The organism is Kitasatospora sp. NPDC002965 (assembly GCF_040611255.1).
Lineage (GTDB): Bacteria > Actinomycetota > Actinomycetes > Streptomycetales > Streptomycetaceae > Kitasatospora.
Map to the genome: position 1 here is coordinate 1 of NZ_JBEXNT010000165.1, position 18,293 is coordinate 18,293.

Genomic DNA, 18,293 nt, shown 5'->3' on the forward strand with positions numbered 1-18,293 from the left:
GCCGCCCGCCCCCCCGCCCCCGCCGCCGCCGCCCGGCGCGGGGCCGCGCCGGTGCCGGCCGTGGCGACCGGGCACCGCGGGGCGGCCTTCGAGGTCCCCAGGGCCCTCCCCCCGGGGGGACGGCCCCGGCGGCACCCGCTCACGGCCCCGGGGAGGCGGCTCCGCCGTCGCAGAGGCGGCGGAGCAGACCGTCCAGGTCGAGGTGGGCGGGTTCCCGGCCGGAGGGCACGAGGCTCTCGGTCCGGGCGAGGAAGGCCCTGACCCGTTCGGCCTGGGCACTCAGGACGACACTGCTGCCCTCGCCGGTGAGGGTGATGAGGACGGTCCCGGACCGTTCGCCGCCACCGGGGCGCACGGAGACGCTGCCGATGCCGGCCCGGTCGTGCAGACCGGCCGCGAGGAGTTCTCGGGCGAAGACCCAGGTGATCGGCGTGGCCAGGTCGGTGTGGTTGTCCAGGAAGACGGCATAGGGATCGGCGGTGCGGTAGCGCAGCCGCGCGGGGACGGAGAGGGTCAGGCCGGGGCAGACGACCACCCGGAGGTCGAGGGCCGTCGCGCAGCCCTCCTCGGCGGCACGCTGGTCGGGGACGCGCGGGGTCTCGTACGTCATGACCGCCCCCGGACGGGAAGCCGGGTGACGGCTGGACGGGCGCCTACCGCAGGGCGGGCGCGCAGAATCGTTTCTTCAAGGGCGCCGCGACGGGCGGGGAAGTCAGGGCTCACGGCAGGAACAACGAGCCACATCGACTTCGGCAACCCACCCTGCACGAGGGATCGGTCCGCCGCCCGACGGGCGGGGCTCCGCCCCCGCACCTAGGCTGACGCCACGACGCAAGGCGCTCCGGACGAGGCGCTCACCGGACCGGGCACGCCCCCCACCCGCCGGTCCAGGAACGGAACCCCCATGCACCCTGTCGTACGCGCGGCCGGCGCGCTGGGCCTGGCCGCGGCGCTGCTCGCCCCGACGGCCTCCTGCGGGAGCGGTCCCTCCGACGCCGGCTCGTCCGGCCCGGCCTCGCCGGCCTCCCCGCCGGCCACGTCGCCCGCCCCGACCACCGCCACGACGCCTCCGGCCGCCGCGAGCGGCTCGACCCCACCGGCCACCCCGCCGGCCACCGTCCCGCCCCTGCCCGCCGCGCTCACCGGCCAGCAGCTCACCTGGCAGACCTGCCCGGCCCCGTCCGTCGCCGAGGGCAGCGGCCCCGCCCCGGGCACCCCCTGGGAGTGCGCCACCCTGAAAGCCCCGCTCGACCACACCGCCCCGGACGGCCGGACCGTCGACCTCGCGCTGATCCGCGCCAAGGCCACCGGCCCGCAACCCCGGATCGGCTCCCTGATCTACAACTTCGGCGGCCCCGGCGGCTCCGGCATCACCACGCTGCCCGCCGCCGCGAAGGACTACGCCGACCTCAACACCCGCTACGACCTGGTGAGTTTCGACCCGCGCGGGGTCGGCAACAGCGCGGGCGTGACCTGCCTCGACGACCGGGCCACGGACGCCCTCGCCGGCGTCGACGGCACCCCCGACACCGACGACGAGGTCACGGCCCTGGACGCGTCCAACGCCCGCTACACCGCCGCCTGCGAGCAGAACTCGGGCCCCGTCCTGCCGTTCGTCGACACCGTCTCCGCCGCCCGCGACCTGGACCTCCTGCGCCAGGTGCTCGGCGACCCGAAGACGCACTACTTCGGACTCAGCTACGGCACCGAACTGGGCGGCGTCTACGCACACCTGTACCCGCAGAACGTCGGACACCTGGTGATGGACGCCGTGGTCGACCCGACCAAGGACCCGGCGCAGTCCTCGCTCGGCCAGGCCAAGGGCTTCCAACTCGCCCTGGAGAACTTCATGAAGGCCTGCGCCGCCCAGGCCGGCACGTCCTGTCCGACCGGTGGGGGCGGAGCCGAGGGGACCGGGCGGATCACCGGCCTGCTCCGCAGCCTCGACGGCGCACCGCTGCCCACCGACGACGGCCGACGGCTCACCCAGGACCTCGCCGTCACCGGCATCGCCGCCGCCCTGTACAGCCAACAGACGTGGAACGCCCTGGCCGTGGGCCTCCAGGAGGCCATGCAGGGGGGCACCGGCACCACCCTCCTGGCACTCGCCGACGCCTACCTCGGCCGCGACGCCCAGGGCCGCTACAACAATTCCGCCGCCGCCAACCGGGCCATCTCCTGCGCCGACGACAAGCAGCGCTACAGCGACGCCGACGTCCGGTCCGGGCTGCCGGAGTTCCGCCGGGCCTCGCCGGTGTTCGGCGAGTTCACCGCCTGGGGCCTGATCGGCTGCACGGGCTGGCCGGTGCCCGGACGGTCCGACCACCCCGAGGTGTCCGCCCCGGGCTCGGCCCCGATCCTCGTCGTCGGCAACACCGGCGACCCTGCCACCCCGTACGAGGGCGCGCGGGCGATGGCCCGCGAACTCGGCGCGGGCGTCGGCATCGGCATCACGCTGGAGGGCCAGGGCCACGGAGGCTACGACACCGGCAACCCCTGCCTGAAGCGGGCGGTCGACGGGTACCTGCTCGCCGACGAGGTCCCGGCCGACGGCACCGTCTGCCGGTAGCCCTCCTGCGGCACCCGTGGGCACTCCCGGTGCTCCCCTGTGTTCCCCTGTGCTCCCGGTGCTTCTCGGAGCTTCCCGGTGCTTCTCGGCGGACCGGCGGGTCCGCGCCGTCGTTCAGGCGGCCGACGCGGCCAGCTCGCGCACCGCGTCGGCGACGGCCCGGAAGTCGTTGCGCAGGATCTTGGAGTGGTTGCTCGCGACCTTCGCACTGACGCGGATGTTGGGGCGACGGGCGAGCACCGGGTCGAGGTTCGAGCGGATCTGCTCCATCAACTTCGCTTCGCCGCCCAGGTTCCCGCCCGTGGCGAGCACGTACCGCACCTGCGCGGTCGCGCGCTCGAAGACCGGGTCGAGGGCGGCGGGCGCGCAGAGCTCGTTGGCCTCGATGTTGATCTCGGCGTGCTGCGCGGCCCTCATCCGCGCGGCCATGCCGATCCGGCGGGCGACCGGGAACAGCGGGCTCATCCGGCGGAAGAGCTTCCGGATCTGCTCCCGGGCGGCGTCGTCGAGCCACTCGTGCGGCAGGGCGCCGTCCACCGGCACCACCCCCGCGACACGGTCCGGGTTCCGGGCGGCCCAGTGCATCGCGATCATCGCACCGTAGGACCAGCCCACCAGGATCGGCCGCTCCACGCCCCTCGCTTCGAGGACGGCGTCGACGTCACGCAGGCACGCTTCGAAGGAGTAGTCCGCCGAACGCTCCGACCCGCCCCGGGCGCGCTCGTCGTAGGTGATGTGGCGGAAGTCGCCGCCGAGTTCGGCGATGACGCGGCGCCAGTGCGACTGGTCGGCGTAGGAGCCGTTGAGGTAGACGACGGGGCGGCCGGACCAGCCGGTGTCGGTCACGGCCAGGGCGGTGTCGTCGACCGACACCGTGCCGGTCCACACGGATTCCTTGAGGATCGTGGTCATTGCTCGTCTCTTCTTTCCGGGGTCGGAACGGATCGGCGGTGGTGGTGGACGGCGATGGCGCCGCAGGGGGTGGAGCGGGAAAGCCGTGGAGCGGGAAAGCCGTGGAGCGGGAGGCCCGTGGAGGCGCGAACGGTGGGGGCGTGCCGATCAGAGGCTGTGGGCGGTGATGTCGCCGTGGGCGGTGGTCGCGTGGATGGCCAGGTCGACGGTGCCACCGGTGTTCCGGAGCGCGTTGTGGATCCGGCCGTAGCCGGTCCCGGCGTCCAGGGAGGCGGAGACGCCGCGCGCGGCGCCGACCTCGATCCCGCCGTACTCGGTGCGCAGGGTGACGGTGCCGCGGTGGGCCTCGGCGATGCGGAGGTCACCCTTCTGGGTGCTGATCTGCGCGGGGCCGCCGAGGCGGCCGACCGAGACGTCGCCGGCCTGCAGGGTGAGGCGGGCTCCGGCGGTCTCGTCGAGCTTGACCGCGGCCCGCGCGCCCTCGAAGGCGACGTCGCCGAGCCGTCCGACGCCCCGGAGTTCGGCGTCGGCGGCCTTGGCGTCGACCCGGGAGCCGGCGGGCAGCCGGACGGTCACCTCGACGGACCCGGAGGGGCCGAAGAACTGGTTCTTCGCCGGCGCGGCCTCGATCCGCAGGACGCCGTCGCGGTACTCGACCGCGGTCTGCTCCGCGGCCTTCACGTCGCGGCTCTTCGAGGGGTCCGCGGGGAGGATCTCGACCACGGTGTCGGCGCGGTCGGCGGCGATGAACCGGATGCGCCCCGCGGGGATGTCGAGGAGGGCGGAGACCGGGGCGGGGGTGTCGAACTTCTGCATGGTGCCTGTCCTTCGGCTCGTTGTTTCTGACAACGGAAAAGCTACGTTGCTTTCCAAGTCGCGGCAACAAGCTCATTGCGCAGAACATTAATCATCGCAGGTCAAAGGCAATTAATCGTTGCAAGAGTCCTGGCAGCGAAAGCAACGACCACCCTCCATTCGTTGCAATGAATTGGGCGTGAACGCCACGCCGAGGGCCCCGACGGCCCCGGCGGGGGGCTGCGGCGCCCGGGGGCGGGACCGCCCGGCGGGAGCGCCCGGCGGGAGCGCCCGGCGGGACCGCCCGGCGGGAGCGCCGGCAGGCACCCCGGCGGCCGGCCGACCGCCCCACCCTGCGGAGATCGCCATCTCCCACCCCGGTGACCGGCCCCCGCCCGGCACGCCCTACCGTGGGCCCCGGAAAGGGGTACCGCCATGAGCGCCAACTCGCGACCACCGCAAGGAAACCTGGCCCTGCTCGACCCCTCGCGGCCGTTCGCCGAACGGGTCGCGGGGCTGGTCCGGGCCTGGGAGGACGACGGCCGGGCGGCCTACCGCCTGGTGGACGGGCGGGCCCTGCTCGCCCTGTACTGCTGGCATCTGGGCACCGCCCGCCCCGGCACCGACACGGACGCACCGGACGACCCGGCCACGGACTCCTACGTCACCGCCGCCTTCGCGGCGAACGGCGGCACCGCCGGCTGGGACGCGTTGCTCCGCGAACGCGCCACCTGCTCCTGCCACGGCCGGAGTTGGCGACTGGAGAACATCTCCGTCTGCCTCGGCTGCCTGGGGTACGTCTGCTACGAGAACCCCGGCCCGTGCTGTCCGGGAGCCGCCGTCGTCGGGTGAGACGACGGGATCCACCGCGCCGCCGCTCACCGCGCCCCCCGCCGTCACGCTCTCACGCCGTCACGCTCTTACGCCGTCAGGCCCCGCGCTCTCGGACCTGCGCACCGCCGAGCAGTCGGGCCAGCTCGGCCGCCGGACCCTCCGGCAGGCTGCCGTGGACCAGCTCCGTGCGGTGCACCAGCCGCGGCGCGCGGACGGGCACGGCCACCACGCCCGGGGCGCCGTCCAGGACCGACGCGGGAAGGACGGCGAGGCCGTGACCGGCGGCGACCAGGGCGAGCAGACCGCGGACGTCGGTCCCGAGGTAGCGGGCGGCGGGACGGAAGCCGTCGACGGCGGTCGCCGCCCGCAGCCGGGCGCCGGTCGGCGCCAGGCCGGGGGCGTCCAGCCAGCGGGCGGCGGACAGGTCGGCGAGCGAGAGGCCGGGCCGACCGGCCAGCGGATGGCCGGTCGGCAGGGCGACGGCGAGCGGCTGCTCGGCGACCGCGACGGTGCGCAGCGGGCCGACGTCGGGCAGCGGGAGCGGATCGCTGGGGGCGGCCGGGCCGTCGATCAGGGCGAGGTCCACCGCGCCGGTGGCCACCTCGGCGGGCAGCGCGTCCTGGGCGACCACCCGGACCGTCAGATCCGTCCGCGGGTACGCCCGGCGTACGTCGGCGAGCGCGCCCCCCAGGACCGCGCCGATCGCCAGCGGGGTCGCTCCGACCACCAGGCGGGCGCTCGGAGCGCCGACCAGGCGTGCGACGTCCGCGCGCGCCGCATCCAGCCGTAGCAGCAGGGAGGCGGCGTGCTCCAACAGCCGCGCGCCGGCCTCGGTCGGGGCGACCGGGCGGCGGGCGAGCACGGCGGCCCCGAGATCCGCCTCCAGCGCGGCGATCTGCTGGGAGACGGCGGACTGCGTGTAGCCGAGCTCGCGGGCGGCCTCGGAGAAGGAGCCCAGCCGGACCACCGTGACGAAGGTGCGCAGCTGCTGCGGGTCCACCTGGTATCAGTCCTTCTGATCGACGGGTAAGGAATCATCGTTGGCACTGATGTGGCAACGCGGGTCAGGATAGCCGCATGACCTACCGCACCCCCCGGCTCGCCCTGGTCGGCGACCGCTCCCCCGCCGTCCGCTCGCACGCCCGGATCCCCGGGCTGCTCGACGTGCTCGCCACCCGCGAGCAGCTCGTGCTGGACGCCTACTGGATCCCCACCGAGGACGCCGTGGCCCCCGGCGCCCTCGACGGCTTCGACGCGATCTGGCTGCTGCCCGGCAGCCCGTACCGCAGCGAGGCGGGCGCGGTGGCCGCCGTCCGCACCGCCCGCGAGCACCGCATCCCCTTCCTCGGCACCTGCGCCGGCTTCCAGCACGCCGTGCTGGAGTACGCGCGCGACGTCTGCGGCCTCGGCTCCGCCGCGCACGGCGAGAGCCACCCGGAGGAGGAGGATCAGGTGATCGTGCCGCTCACCTGTTCCCTGGTCGGACACGAGGGCGCCGTGCACATCACGTCCGGCTCGCTCGCCGAGCGCGTCCTCGGCACCACCCGCACCCTGGAGCGGTACCACTGCGCGTACGGGCTGAACGACGCCTACCTGGAGCAGCTGCGCACGCACGGGCTGCGGTTCAGCGGCGTGGACGACTCGGGCGAGCTGCGGATCCTCGAACTGCCCGGGCACGAACACCCGTTCTTCCTCGCCTCGCTGTTCCAGCCCGAGCTGGCCGGGGACGGCACCCAGGTCCACCCGATGATCCGGGCCCTGGCCACCGCCGCCGTCGGCCACGCCGCCACCCCCCGGACCGAAGGAGCGAACGCATGACCACCGACCCCACCGGCAGCGCCGACCACACCACCGGCGCCACCGAGATCGCCGGGGTGGCGATCCCCGACAGCCGGCTCGCCGCCGAGGCCACCGAGCTCGTCCGGGACACCTCCACCGAGCTGCTCTACCACCACTCGCGCCGGGTCTACCTGTTCGGCGCCCTCCAGGGCCACCGCCGCGGGCTCGCCTTCGACCCCGAGCTGCTCTACCTCGCCGCGATGTTCCACGACGTCGGCCTCGCTCCCGAGCACCGCTCGTCCGGCCGCCGGTTCGAGGTCGACGGCGCCGAGGCGGCCGCCGCCTTCCTCCGCGCCCACCAGGTGCCGGAACAGCGGGTCCGGCTGGTCTGGGGGGCGATCGCCCTGCACACCACGCCCGGTGTTCCGGAGTACCTGGAGCCGGAGATCGCGCTCACCACGGCCGGTGTGGAGCTGGACGTGCTCGGCATCGGCTACCACGACCTGCCCGCCGGGGCCCGGGACGCGGTGGTCGCCGCCCACCCCCGGCCGGACTTCAAGCGCGGCATCCTGCGCGCCTTCCACGAGGGCATCGCGCCCAAGCCGGAGACGGCGTTCGGGAACGTCAAGGCCGACGTGCTGGCCCGGTTCAGCCCGGGGTTCGAGCGGACCGACTTCGTCGACGTGATCGAGGGCTCCGACTGGCCCGAGTGAGCCACCGGCCCCGGCCGGACGCGGCCCGGCGCGCTGACACACCGGCCGCACCGCCTGCCCGGGCCGCACCGGTCGCCCGGGTCACATCGGCAGCGAGCGCAGCCGGACCGGCCCCTCCGGCCACTCGGTCCCCGCGGCCAGCGGGGTCCACATGGTCCGCAGCGGCATGAGGGCGACCCGCCCTTCGGGCTGCTCCACGTGGACGTCCGCCAGCAGCTCCCGCCAGCCGAGCCGCCGGTAGACCGGGACCAGCGGCGGCCGGCAGAACAGCAACGCACGGCGGTGGCCCAGCGTCCGCGCGTGGTTCAGGGCCGCGCCGACCACCGCGCGCGCCAGGCCCCGCCCCCGCAGCTCGGCGGCGACGGCGACCCCGCCGACACCCATCACCTCCAGGTCCACGCCGCCCACCGTCAGCGGCAGCCGGAGCAGCCCGGTGTGGGCGACGAGTCGGCCGTCCTCCACCGCCCGTACGCCGAAGTGGACCTCCTTGGGCAGCCAGGTGAGCCCGGTGTCCGCGACCCCGTACGGGTCGGGGCCGTCGCCGAGGATCTCGGCCTGTTCGGGCGGGCCGTACCGGTCGAGGGTGACGACCGTCGGAGCTATGTGATCAGCCATTACTCCATGATCTGCGCCGCACCGACGGTCTGACCAGATCGGATTCGATCAGATCCGGTCAGATTCAGTCAGAAGTCAGGCGTGACGCGCCTTCAGTTCCGACCAGACGTCAGCGACCCTCGGAGCCAGGTCCGTCAGCGGGCCGCTGTTGTCGATCACGACGTCGGCGATCGCCAGCCGGTCGGCCCGGCCCGCCTGGGCCGCCATCCGGGCCCGCGCCTCCTCCTCGGCCATGCCGCGCAGGCGGACCAGCCGGTCGATCCGCACACCGTCCTCCGCATCGACCACGATCACCAGGTCGTAGAGCGGGGCGAGGCCGTTCTCGGCGAGGAGCGGGACGTCGTGCACCACCACCGCGTCCGGGGAGGCGGCCGCCTCCAGCTCCGCCGACCGCGCCCGCACCAGCGGATGGACGATCGCGTTCAGCGCCGCGAGCCGCTCCGGGTCGGCGAAGACGATCGCCCCGAGCGCCGGCCGGTCCAGCGAACCGTCCGCCGCCAGCACGCCCGCGCCGAACTCGGCGGCCACGGCCCTGAGTCCGTCCGTCCCGGGGGCGACCACCTCGCGGGCGATCACGTCGGAGTCCACGATCACCGCGCCGTGGGCGGCCAGCAGCCGCGACACCTCGCTCTTGCCGGCGCCGATGCCGCCCGTCAGTCCGATCTTCAGCATGGCGCCAGGCTACCGGCGCGTCCGTGCCCTCTGGCAAGTACGAGCCGGGGAGCCGTTGCCGTCCGACGGGTACCGGCGACGCCTCACCCCAGGTCCGCGCTCTCCCCCTCGCCCAGCGTGCGAAGCTCCGCGCCCGTCCCCGGCCCGCCCGCCCCCACCAGGCGGGTGTGCACCGCCAGCCCCGCCGGGCTGAGCAGCGCGTCGTGCACCGGCACCACCCGCGGGGCCCCGGTCTCCCGGACGTAGTCGATCAGCTCGCCGACCTTGGTCCACGGCGCGGCGAACGGCAGCAGCAGCGTCTCCACCGGGTGCGGCGGCACGGTCAGCGCGTCCCCCGGGTGGAAGACCCGGCCGTCGAAGAGGAAGCCGACGTTCCCGATCCGGGGGATCTCCGGATGGATCACCGCGTGCCACTCGCCGTGCACGCTCACCCCGATCCCGCCGACCTCGAACGCGTCGCCCTCCCCCACCACCGTGACCCTCGACGCCACGCCGTCCAGCTGCCGCGCCACCGCCGCGTTCGTCCAGACCCGCAGCGCCGGATCCGCCTCCAGCGCCGCCCTCAGCCGGGCCTCCTCGAAGTGGTCCACGTGCTCGTGGGTGATCAGCACCGCGTCCGCCCCCACCACCGCGGCCGGATCGGTGAACGATCCCGGGTCGACGACGACGGCCGCCCCCTCGTGCTCCAGACGTACACAGGCGTGCCCGAACTTGGTCAGTCGCATGGGCAGAACAGTACGACCTGACCGACCCTGGAAGGGTGTGCGCCCTCACCCGGACGCACACCCACAAGTCGGGAGGTCCGGCCATGACCGACGCAATCCGGGCGGAAGGCCTGGTCAAACGGTTCAAGGAGACCCAGGCGCTGGCGGGCGTCGACCTGGTCGCCAGATCCGGCACCGTCCTCGGCCTGCTCGGCCCCAACGGTGCCGGCAAGACCACCGCCGTCCGGATCTTCGCCACCCTGCTGCGTCCCGACGGCGGACGCGCGCTGGTCGGCGGGCACGACGTGGTCCGCGAGGCCGGCCGGGTCCGCGCCCTGCTCGGGCTCACCGGCCAGTACGCCGCCGTCGACGAGAACCTCAGCGGCACCGAGAACCTGCTGATGATCGGGCGCCTGCTCGGCCTGAGCCGCCCGGAGGCCCGCGCCCGGGCGGCCGAACTGCTCGAACGCTTCCGGCTCGGCGACGCGGCCGGGCGCGCCGCCAAGGGCTACTCCGGAGGCATGCGCCGCCGACTCGACCTCGCCGCGAGCCTGGTCGGCCGGCCCCGCATCCTCTTCCTCGACGAGCCGACCACCGGCCTCGACCCGCACAGCCGCGGCGAGGTGTGGGAGCTGCTGCGCGGCCTGGTCTCCGAGGGGGTCACCGCACTGCTCACCACCCAGTACCTCGACGAGGCGGACCGGCTCGCCGACGAGATCGTCGTCATCGACAAGGGCCGGGTGATCGCCGGCGGCACCCCGGACGAGCTGAAGGACCGCACCGGCGGCCAGGTGCTGGAACTGCGCCCGGTCCGCCCGGACGACCTCGACCGGGCCCACGCCCTGATCGGCGAGGCGGCCGGCCCGCAGACCCGGATCGAGGGCGGGGCCGTCACGGCGCCGGTCAACGACCCCGAGCTGATGCCCGCCGTGGTCCGCCGGCTGGACGCCGCCGGGATCGCCGTCGGCGAGCTGGCACTGCGCCGCTCCAGCCTGGACGAGGTCTTCCTCGCCCTCACCGGGCACCGGGCCGAACCCGCGTCCTCCCCCACCGGGGACGCCGAGCAGGGCGACGGCCGGCCGGACGCAGGGCCGGGGGACACCGGCCGCAACGACTCCTACGAGCAGGCCGGGAGGCCGTCATGACCGCCGTCCTCACCGACCGGGCCGCCTCCCCCTCCCCCGGATCCGGCCGGGTCCGGCCCCTCGCCGCGCTCCAGCAGACCGCCACCATGGCCTGGCGCAGCCTGGTCTCCGTCAAGCACAACCCCCTGGAACTGGTCGACTTCAGCGTCACGCCGATCATGTTCGTGCTGCTGTTCACCTACGTCCTGGGCGGCCAGATGGCCGGCTCCCCGCAGGCGTACCTGCAGTACGCGCTGGCCGGGATCATCTGCCAGAACGCCCTCTTCACCACCATGTACACGGCCATGTCGCTCAACTCCGACCTGACCAAGGGCGTCTTCGACCGGCTGCGCAGCCTGCCGATCGCCCGCTCGGCGCCGCTGCTCGGGCGGATCGCCGCCGACCTGTGCAAGCAGCTCTGGGCGATGCTGCTGATGATCGGCCTGGGCACGCTGATGGGGTTCGACCTGACCGAGGGGATCCCCGGGCTCGTCGCGGCGGCGGCGCTGCTGCTCGTCTTCACGGGCGCGTTCTCCTGGGGCGCCGTCCTGATCGGGATGCTGGCGGGCGACGCCGAGAAGGTCCAGGTCTTCGCGTTCGTGCTGATCTTCCCGCTCACCTTCACCAGCAGCGCCTTCGTCCAGGTCGACACCATGCCGGGCTGGCTCCAGGCCTGGGTGAACGTGAATCCGGTCACCCATCTGGCGGACGCCTTCCGAGGGCTGCTCACCGGCGGGCCGGTGGCCGGGCCGGTGCTCTGGTCGCTCGTCTGGGCGGCGGGCATCGCGGCGGTGTTCGTCCCGCTGTCGATGCGCGCCTACCGCGCGCGCAGTTGAGCGCGCCCGCCGCGCGCCCGCCGGACGCCCTAGGAACCGACCGGCGCCAGGCCCGGTTCGACCGCGGGCTCGGGCGCGGCCTCGGGCGCGGGCTCGGCCTCGGGCGCGGCCTCGGCCTCGGTCGCCGACGCCGGCGTGGCCTCTGCCGCGGGCGCGGACGTGCCGCGCGGCGCAGGCAGGACGGCCGACTCGATGGCGGGCAGGTCGACGTGCTCGCTCAGCCCGAACCGGTCGTGCAGGCGGCGCAGCGGAGCCGGGGCCCACCAGTTGAACTCGCCGAAGAAGCTCATCGTGGCGGGGACGAGCAGGCAGCGGACCAGGGTGGCGTCCACCGCCACGGCGACGGCCAGCGCGATGCCCATCTGCTTGACCATCAGCATGTCGCCGAGGGCGAAGCCGGCGAAGACGATCACCATCAGCAGCGCCGCCGAGGTGATGATCCGACCGCTGCGCTGGACGCCGAGCTCCACGGCCCGGGTACAGCTGTGGCCCTTGTCACGCAGCTCCTTGATCCGGGCCAGCAGGAAGACCTCGTAGTCCATCGAGAGCCCGAAGGCGAACGCGAAGACCAGCACCGGGATGAACGTCTCCAGACCCCCGGTGGGGCTGAAGCCGAGCAGTCCGCTGAACCAGCCGTCCTGGAAGACCAGGGTGAGCGCGCCGAGCGAGGCGCCCAGCGAGAGCAGGTTCATCAGGAGGGCCTTGACCGGCATCACCACCGAGCCGGTCATCAGGAAGAGCAGGATCAGCGTGCCCAGCGCGACCAGGCCGAGCGCGATCGGGCCCCGGGTGAGCAGTTCGTGCCGGAAGTCGACCACCGAGGCGGCGCCGCCGGTGACGTGGGTGGTGAGCCCGCCCCGGTCGGCGCGCAGCTCCTCGACCACCTGCTTGGCCTGTCCGCCCTGGGGGTCTCCGTGCACCAGCACGTCGATGGTGGAGACCGTGTCGCTCACCGGCGTCACCGCCCGCACGCCGCTGACACCGGGGATCCTCGCCACCACGTCGTCCGCGTACGCCTGGGCGATCGGTGCGCCACCCTCGACGACGACGGTGACCGGAGCGGGCGAAGCCTGCGGGAAGCGCTGGTCGACGGTGTCGGCGACCTGGCGGCCGGCCGAGGAGTGCGGCAGCACCGCGGCGCCGGAGTTGCGCATGTCGGCGTGGAGGAAGGGGGCCCCGGCGGCCATCAGCAGCGCGGTGCAGGCGAGGGCGACGGGGACCGCGCGCTTGCGGACCCGACGAACGGTGCGGCTGAAGAAGCCCTCGTCGGGGACGGGCGTGGTGGGTGTCTTGATCCGGCGGCCGGCGAAGCCGAGCAGTGCGGGGATCAGGGTGAGGGCGGCGGCGACGGCGATCACCACCACGCTCACGCCCGCGGCGGCGACGGCCCCGAGCACGGGGCTGGTGAAGACGAAGAGGCCGGCGAGGGCCACGGCGACGGTCAGTCCGGAGAAGGCGACGGTCCGGCCGGCGGTGGCCGCGGTCCGTTCGACGGCGGCGGCGATCGACGCTCCGTGCCCGCGTTCCTCGCGGAAACGATTCACCATGAGCAGCGCGTAGTCGATGGACAGACCGAGGCCGAGCACGGTGGCGATCGGCAGCACGCTGGTGTCGATGTCCATGATCTTGCTGAAGCCGAACATGGCCAGCAGGGCACCGCCCACCGAGGCGACCGCGCCGATCACCGGGAGGCTGGCGGCGGCGAGGCCGCCGAAGACCAGCACCATCACGACCAGGGTGACCGGCAGGGTGACGATCTCGCCGAACCGGGTGTCCTTCTCGGTCTGCTTCTTGACCTCGTCCTGGAGCACGAGGTCCCCGCCGACGGTCACCTCGGCACCGTCGGCCCGGACGGCCGCGAGGCGCTGGGTGACGGCGGTGGTCTGTGCGGCGGTGCTGGTGTCGGCCATCCGCACCGAGACCAGGCTCGCCGTGCCGTCGGCCGAGCGCAGCGCGGCGGCGCCCGGGCCGGAGCCGTAGGCGTCGACGGCCGAGGAGACCCCGGGGAGGACGGCGATCTCGGCGGTGGCGCGGGTGACGGCGTCCCGGACGGCCGGGTCGTCCACGGGCTTCCCGTCCACCACGGCGGTGACGGTGCCCCTGGCCGGGTCGGCGGCGGTGACCACCGCGCCGCCGCGGTCGGCCTCCGAGCTCGCCGAGGAGGCGCCGGCCACCGAACCCTCGAAGACCCGCCCGCCGATCAGCACGCCTATGACCAGGATGACCGCCCAGAAACCGAGTACCCAGCGCCGGTGCCGGAAGCAGAACCGGCCGAGGGCGGCAAGACGCCCGTCGACCCTGGGGTCGGCGGCCGTACGGAAGGCGGGAGTCACTGCGGTGCTACGGCGCATGTGCGGGGGGTGCCTAGCGTGTGGGGCCGGGTGAGCGACCCGTCGGGCAACTCATCCCAAGGTAGGGCCTTGGTCCCGAATCACCCATAGCGGTCTGATGAGCCCCTCATCACAAAATTCCTTCACATAAGGAACAAATAAACGGCACCCCCGTGCGCCGCCGGAAAAGCGACGAACCCCACCCGGAGACCGGGTGGGGTTCGTCGGTGACGCTATGCGCTAGTGAGAACCAGCGGCAGGATCAGAGCTTCAGCTCTGGCCGCCGGCCAGCTTCTCGCGCAGGGCGGCCAGGGCCTCGTCCGAGGCGAGAGCGCCGGAGCCCTCGTCGCTGCTGGACGAGTAGGAGCCACCGGCCGCAGCGGCGACGGCGTCGCCACCCTCGGCAGCGGCCTCCGCGTCGGCCTCGCGGCTCTTGATGACCTGGGCCTGGTGCTGCTCGAAGCGGGTCTGGGCCTCGGCGTACTGCCGCTCCCACTCCTCGCGCTGCTTCTCGAAGCCGGACAGCCAGTCGTTCGCCTCGGGGTCGAAGCCCTCCGGGTAGATGTAGTTGCCCTGGTCGTCGTACGAGGCGGCCATGCCGTACAGGGTCGGGTCGAACTCGACCTCGGCCGGGTTGGCACCCAGCGCCTCGTTGGCCTGCTTGAGCGACAGGCTGATGCGACGACGCTCCAGGTCGATGTCGATGACCTTGACGAAGATCTCGTCGCCGACCTGGACGACCTGCTCCGGGATCTCCACGTGGCGCTCGGCCAGCTCGGAGATGTGGACCAGACCCTCGATGCCCTCGTCCACGCGGACGAACGCACCGAACGGAACCAGCTTCGTGACCTTACCCGGAACGACCTGGCCGATCTGGTGGGTACGGGCGAACTGCTGCCACGGGTCCTCCTGGGTCGCCTTCAGCGACAGGGAGACGCGCTCGCGGTCCATGTCCACGTCGAGAACCTCGACGGTGACCTCCTGGCCGACCTCGACAACCTCGGACGGGTGGTCGATGTGCTTCCAGGACAGCTCGGAGACGTGGACCAGGCCGTCGACGCCACCCAGGTCCACGAAGGCACCGAAGTTGACGATCGAGGAGACGACGCCGGAGCGCACCTGGCCCTTCTGCAGGGTGGTGAGGAAGGTCTGGCGGACCTCGCTCTGGGTCTGCTCCAGCCAGGCACGGCGGGACAGGACCACGTTGTTGCGGTTCTTGTCCAGCTCGATGATCTTGGCCTCGAGCTCCTTGCCCACGTAGGGCTGGAGGTCGCGGACGCGGCGCATCTCGACGAGCGAGGCGGGGAGGAAGCCGCGGAGGCCGATGTCGAGGATGAGACCACCCTTGACGACCTCGATGACGGTACCGGTGACGATCCCGTCCTCTTCCTTGATCTTCTCGATCGTGCCCCAGGCACGCTCGTACTGAGCGCGCTTCTTGGACAGGATGAGACGACCCTCCTTGTCCTCCTTCTGGAGAACCAGGGCCTCGATGTTGTCGCCGACGGCGACGACCTCGTGCGGGTCGACGTCGTGCTTGATCGACAGCTCGCGGGACGGGATGACGCCCTCGGTCTTGTAACCGATGTCGAGGAGGACCTCGTCACGGTCGACCTTCACGATGACGCCCTCGACGATGTCGCCATCGTTGAAGTACTTGATGGTCTCGTCGATCGCGGCCAGGAACGCCTCGGCGTCGCCGATGTCGTTGAGCGCGACCTGCGGGGTGGTGCTGAGGGAGGAGTCGGTGGGGCTCGTCATTAGGAAAAGGGCTCCGGTGCGGACATGAAAGTCGTAGGTAATGCCACGCGGAGGGCCCGTATCGCTCCCACCGAAAGCCGGACAGCCAAGAACACGGCGCACCGGAAAACCCGAGAACGGGAGATCGGCGTCCGTCTTGCGACCGTGGGGTCTTCGACAGATGCGAGCGCGACCTGCTCCGTCTGAGGCGCGCAGGCCCGCAGCGCAACTTGTAGCATACGGGGACGGCCAGGCACGGTCAACGCCAAGGGCGTCAAGACGGTGGAGCCCGGCACGGAACAGGCCATATCCTCCGATTGCGCACCTCATGGGTGGCGGCCGCAGGGAGTCCTTCCCCGGATGCCACCGCCGGGACCCAGACCCTTACGGGCCGGTTCGCGGCAGCGGCGCTTCCGCAGAATCACACCCTACGCGATGGGCCTTGTCACCGTGACCGCCACCCCCCGCCCCGAGCTGCCCGAGCCCGTCCGCCACGCCGCCGGACCCGGCCCGGACGGTCTCCACGAACTCGACGACCTCGACGACCTCGACGACCTCGACGGCCCCGGCCCCGACTCCGACGCGGACGATCTTGACGAGGACGGCGACGACGCGGTAAGGCGCTCCGCCGGCACCGGCGAGAGCAGCCGGGCCAGCCGGCACTGGTGGGACCGCAACGCCGACGAGTACCAGGACGAGCACGGCGCGTTCCTCGGCGACGACCGGTTCACCTGGTGCCCCGAGGGCCTGGACGAGGCGGACGCCCGCCTGCTCGGCGACGTGGCCGGCCGCACCGTCCTGGAACTCGGCGCCGGCGCCGCCCAGTGCTCACGCTGGCTGGCCGGCCGCGGCGCCCGCCCCGTCGCCCTCGACATCTCGTACCGCCAGCTCCAGCACTCGCTGCGGATCGACCTCTCCCGCGGCACCGCGCCGGTCCCCGTCGTCCAGGCCGACGCCGCCGTCCTGCCGTTCGCCGACGCCTCCTTCGACCTCGCCTGCTCCGCCTACGGCGCCGTCCCGTTCAGCGCCGACACCGCCGCCCTGATGCGCGAGGTCCACCGGGTGCTCCGGCCCGGCGGCCGCTGGGTCTTCTCGGTGACCCACCCGATCCGCTGGGCCTTCCCCGACGAGCCCGGCGTCGAGGGCCTGACCGCCGTCTCCCCGTACTTCGACCGCACCCCGTACGTCGAACAGGACGAGCAGGGCCGCGCCACCTACGTCGAGCACCACCGCACGCTCGGCGACCGGGTCCGCGAACTGGTCGCCGCCGGCTTCCGGCTGCTCGACCTGGTCGAGCCGGAGTGGCCGGACACGCACGAGCAGGAGTGGGGCGGCTGGTCGCCGCTGCGCGGACGGCTGATCCCCGGCACGGCGATCTTCGTCGCCGAGCGCGGCTGACCGGGACCGCGCGGCCGATGAACCCCGCCTGGCGCGAACTGCCCGTCCGTACCGCCCTGCCCTCCCTCCACCGCGCCCTCGACGGCCACGGCGCCGCGGTGCTCGCGGCCCCGCCCGGCACCGGCAAGACCACCCTGGTGCCGCTCGCCCTCGCCGGGCTCGTCGACACCGGGGAGGCCGCCGCACCGCCCGCCCGCCGGGTCCTGGTCGCCGAACCGCGACGGCTCGCCGTCCGGGCCGCCGCCCGCCGGATGGCCTGGCTGCTCGGTTCCGCCGTCGGCGAGACCGTCGGGTACACCGTGCGCGGCGACCGCCGGGTCGGCCCCCGGACGGTGGTCGAGGTGGTCACCACCGGCGTGCTGCTCCAGCGGCTCCAACGTGACCAGGAACTGCCCGGCGTCGACGTCGTCGTCCTCGACGAGTGCCACGAACGCCATCTCGACGCCGACACCGCGCTCGCCTTCCTGCTCGACGTCCGGGCCGCGCTCCGCCCCGAGCTGCGGATCGTCTGCGCCTCCGCGACCTCCGACACCGGGGCCTGGGCCCGGCTGCTGGACGACGCCCCCGTCGTCGAGGCGCACGGCGTCTCGCACCCCGTCGAGACGGTCTGGGCCCCGCCCCCACGGGCCGTCCGCCCCGCCCACGGCACCCGGGTCGACTTCGCGCTGCTCGACCACGTCGCCGCCACCGTCCGCCGCGCACTCGCCGAGAAGGACGGCGACGTGCTCTGCTTCCTGCCCGGCGTCGGCGAGATCGCCCGGGTCGCCGGGCTGCTCGACGGCGCGCCCGCCGAGGTGCTCCAACTCCACGGCCGCGCCCCGCAGCCCGTGCAGGACGCGGCGCTGGCCGCCGGCGACCGGCGCCGGGTCGTGCTCGCCACCGCCGTCGCCGAGTCCTCCCTCACCGTGCCCGGCGTGCGGATCGTGGTGGACGCCGGGCTGGCCCGCGAACCGCGCACCGACCACGCGCGCGGGCTCGCCGCCCTGGTCACCGTCCGCGCCTCGCTCGCCGCCGCCCGCCAGCGCGCCGGCCGCGCCGGCCGCGAGGCCCCCGGCACCGTCTACCGCTGCTGGGCCGAGGCCGAGGACGCCCTCGCCGCACGCTTCCCCACCCCCGAGATCGCCCTCGCCGACCTCACCCCGTTCGCCCTCCAGGCCGCCTGCTGGGGCGATCCGGACGCCACCGGGCTCGCCCTGCCCGACGCCCCGCCCGCCGGGGCGATGGCCGCCGCCCGGCAGACCCTGCAGGCCCTCGGCGCGGTCGACGCCGACG

At 73.8% G+C, this 18,293-nt stretch carries 17 protein-coding genes; 8 read left to right on the plus strand and 9 right to left on the minus strand.

The features are described 5' to 3' along the window. Positions 1–139 precede the first annotated feature (139 nt). Positions 140–610 (minus strand): SsgA family sporulation/cell division regulator, encoded by a 471-nt coding sequence (locus ABZY91_RS37285; RefSeq protein ID WP_355408099.1) that lies wholly within the window; start codon positions 608–610, stop codon positions 140–142. A gap of 294 nt (positions 611–904) precedes the next feature. Here ABZY91_RS37285 and ABZY91_RS37290 point away from each other — a divergent pair, with 294 nt between their 5' ends. Further along, positions 905–2,569 (plus strand): alpha/beta hydrolase, encoded by a 1,665-nt coding sequence (locus tag ABZY91_RS37290; RefSeq protein WP_355408101.1) that lies wholly within the window; start codon positions 905–907, stop codon positions 2,567–2,569. A gap of 114 nt (positions 2,570–2,683) precedes the next feature. Here the strand turns inward: ABZY91_RS37290 and ABZY91_RS37295 are convergent, their stop codons facing one another. Together ABZY91_RS37295 and ABZY91_RS37300 are read right to left on the minus strand one after the other, a co-directional pair. Continuing rightward, positions 2,684–3,481, minus strand: a complete 798-nt coding sequence (locus ABZY91_RS37295; protein WP_355408103.1) for an alpha/beta fold hydrolase — start codon at positions 3,479–3,481, stop codon at positions 2,684–2,686. Between the two features lie 147 nt (positions 3,482–3,628). Next, entirely contained in the window at positions 3,629–4,297 is a 669-nt protein-coding gene (locus ABZY91_RS37300) for a DUF4097 family beta strand repeat-containing protein (protein WP_355408105.1), read from the minus strand. A gap of 414 nt (positions 4,298–4,711) precedes the next feature. Between ABZY91_RS37300 and ABZY91_RS37305 the strand changes: the two genes are divergently transcribed. After that, positions 4,712–5,128: a hypothetical protein gene (locus ABZY91_RS37305; protein ID WP_355408107.1), complete on the plus strand. Its 417-nt coding sequence runs from the start codon at positions 4,712–4,714 to the stop codon at positions 5,126–5,128. Positions 5,129–5,204: 76 nt separating this feature from the next. Here ABZY91_RS37305 and ABZY91_RS37310 read toward each other — a convergent pair whose 3' ends face one another. Next, a complete protein-coding gene (locus ABZY91_RS37310; protein WP_329879186.1) occupies positions 5,205–6,110 on the minus strand; it encodes a LysR family transcriptional regulator in 906 nt (301 codons plus the stop codon). 77 nt (positions 6,111–6,187) lie between these two features. On the opposite strand from ABZY91_RS37310, the gene ABZY91_RS37315 reads away from it, so the two are divergent. Together ABZY91_RS37315 and ABZY91_RS37320 are read left to right on the plus strand one after the other, a co-directional pair. Next, positions 6,188–6,928 carry a hypothetical protein gene (locus ABZY91_RS37315; RefSeq protein ID WP_329952093.1) on the plus strand — a complete coding sequence of 247 codons (741 nt, stop codon included), beginning with the start codon at positions 6,188–6,190 and terminating at the stop codon, positions 6,926–6,928. Then, a complete protein-coding gene (locus ABZY91_RS37320) occupies positions 6,925–7,602 on the plus strand; it encodes an HD domain-containing protein (protein ID WP_355408110.1) in 678 nt (225 codons plus the stop codon). The genes ABZY91_RS37315 and ABZY91_RS37320 overlap by 4 nt, the downstream gene beginning before the upstream one ends. Before the next feature lie 81 nt (positions 7,603–7,683). On the opposite strand, the gene ABZY91_RS37325 is transcribed toward ABZY91_RS37320, so the two are convergent. The 3 genes from ABZY91_RS37325 to ABZY91_RS37335 all read right to left on the minus strand — a co-directional run bounded on the left by ABZY91_RS37325 (position 7,684) and on the right by ABZY91_RS37335 (position 9,614). After that, entirely contained in the window at positions 7,684–8,217 is a 534-nt protein-coding gene (locus ABZY91_RS37325; RefSeq protein ID WP_355408112.1) for a GNAT family N-acetyltransferase, read from the minus strand. A 75-nt stretch (positions 8,218–8,292) separates the two neighbouring features. After that, a complete protein-coding gene (gene coaE / locus ABZY91_RS37330) occupies positions 8,293–8,889 on the minus strand; it encodes a dephospho-CoA kinase (RefSeq protein WP_355408114.1) in 597 nt (198 codons plus the stop codon). A gap of 83 nt (positions 8,890–8,972) precedes the next feature. Further along, on the minus strand, positions 8,973–9,614 hold the full coding sequence (locus tag ABZY91_RS37335; RefSeq protein ID WP_329879191.1) for an MBL fold metallo-hydrolase: 642 nt from the start codon (positions 9,612–9,614) through the stop codon (positions 8,973–8,975). Between the two features lie 83 nt (positions 9,615–9,697). Between ABZY91_RS37335 and ABZY91_RS37340 the strand changes: the two genes are divergently transcribed. After that, the gene (locus tag ABZY91_RS37340; RefSeq protein WP_355408117.1) at positions 9,698–10,738 is read left to right on the plus strand and encodes an ATP-binding cassette domain-containing protein; all 1,041 of its coding nucleotides are present in this window, start codon (positions 9,698–9,700) and stop codon (positions 10,736–10,738) included. Continuing rightward, complete coding sequence (locus ABZY91_RS37345) at positions 10,735–11,553, plus strand: ABC transporter permease (protein WP_355408119.1); 819 nt, start codon at positions 10,735–10,737, stop codon at positions 11,551–11,553. Before ABZY91_RS37340 ends, ABZY91_RS37345 begins: the two co-directional genes overlap by 4 nt. Positions 11,554–11,582: 29 nt before the next feature. Here ABZY91_RS37345 and ABZY91_RS37350 read toward each other — a convergent pair whose 3' ends face one another. After that, complete coding sequence (locus ABZY91_RS37350; protein WP_355408121.1) at positions 11,583–13,904, minus strand: MMPL family transporter; 2,322 nt, start codon at positions 13,902–13,904, stop codon at positions 11,583–11,585. Between the two features lie 249 nt (positions 13,905–14,153). Further along, on the minus strand, positions 14,154–15,644 hold the full coding sequence (gene rpsA, locus ABZY91_RS37355) for a 30S ribosomal protein S1 (protein ID WP_329879195.1): 1,491 nt from the start codon (positions 15,642–15,644) through the stop codon (positions 14,154–14,156). Positions 15,645–16,058: 414 nt separating this feature from the next. On the opposite strand from rpsA, the gene ABZY91_RS37360 reads away from it, so the two are divergent. Both ABZY91_RS37360 and ABZY91_RS37365 read left to right on the plus strand, forming a co-directional pair. After that, positions 16,059–17,021, plus strand: coding sequence for a class I SAM-dependent methyltransferase (locus ABZY91_RS37360; protein WP_355408123.1), 963 nt, complete (start codon positions 16,059–16,061; stop codon positions 17,019–17,021). A 17-nt stretch (positions 17,022–17,038) separates the two neighbouring features. After that, a partial coding sequence (locus ABZY91_RS37365; protein ID WP_355408125.1) for a helicase-related protein occupies positions 17,039–18,293 on the plus strand: 1,255 nt, incomplete at its 3' end.

Bases quoted from the DNA above. Each gene is read 5' to 3' on its own strand.
- ABZY91_RS37345 (WP_355408119.1), top strand. From the start codon at position 10,735: ATGACCGCCGTCCTCACCGACCGGGCCGCCTCCCCCTCCCCCGGATCC.
- ABZY91_RS37325 (WP_355408112.1), bottom strand. From the start codon at position 8,217: ATGGCTGATCACATAGCTCCGACGGTCGTCACCCTCGACCGGTACGGC.
- rpsA (WP_329879195.1), bottom strand. From the start codon at position 15,644: ATGACGAGCCCCACCGACTCCTCCCTCAGCACCACCCCGCAGGTCGCG.
- ABZY91_RS37350 (WP_355408121.1), bottom strand. From the start codon at position 13,904: ATGCGCCGTAGCACCGCAGTGACTCCCGCCTTCCGTACGGCCGCCGAC.
- ABZY91_RS37290 (WP_355408101.1), top strand. From the start codon at position 905: ATGCACCCTGTCGTACGCGCGGCCGGCGCGCTGGGCCTGGCCGCGGCG.
- ABZY91_RS37360 (WP_355408123.1), top strand. From the start codon at position 16,059: ATGGGCCTTGTCACCGTGACCGCCACCCCCCGCCCCGAGCTGCCCGAG.
- ABZY91_RS37335 (WP_329879191.1), bottom strand. From the start codon at position 9,614: ATGCGACTGACCAAGTTCGGGCACGCCTGTGTACGTCTGGAGCACGAG.
- ABZY91_RS37320 (WP_355408110.1), top strand. From the start codon at position 6,925: ATGACCACCGACCCCACCGGCAGCGCCGACCACACCACCGGCGCCACC.
- ABZY91_RS37300 (WP_355408105.1), bottom strand. From the start codon at position 4,297: ATGCAGAAGTTCGACACCCCCGCCCCGGTCTCCGCCCTCCTCGACATC.
- ABZY91_RS37340 (WP_355408117.1), top strand. From the start codon at position 9,698: ATGACCGACGCAATCCGGGCGGAAGGCCTGGTCAAACGGTTCAAGGAG.
- ABZY91_RS37305 (WP_355408107.1), top strand. From the start codon at position 4,712: ATGAGCGCCAACTCGCGACCACCGCAAGGAAACCTGGCCCTGCTCGAC.
- coaE (WP_355408114.1), bottom strand. From the start codon at position 8,889: ATGCTGAAGATCGGACTGACGGGCGGCATCGGCGCCGGCAAGAGCGAG.
- ABZY91_RS37285 (WP_355408099.1), bottom strand. From the start codon at position 610: ATGACGTACGAGACCCCGCGCGTCCCCGACCAGCGTGCCGCCGAGGAG.
- ABZY91_RS37315 (WP_329952093.1), top strand. From the start codon at position 6,188: ATGACCTACCGCACCCCCCGGCTCGCCCTGGTCGGCGACCGCTCCCCC.
- ABZY91_RS37295 (WP_355408103.1), bottom strand. From the start codon at position 3,481: ATGACCACGATCCTCAAGGAATCCGTGTGGACCGGCACGGTGTCGGTC.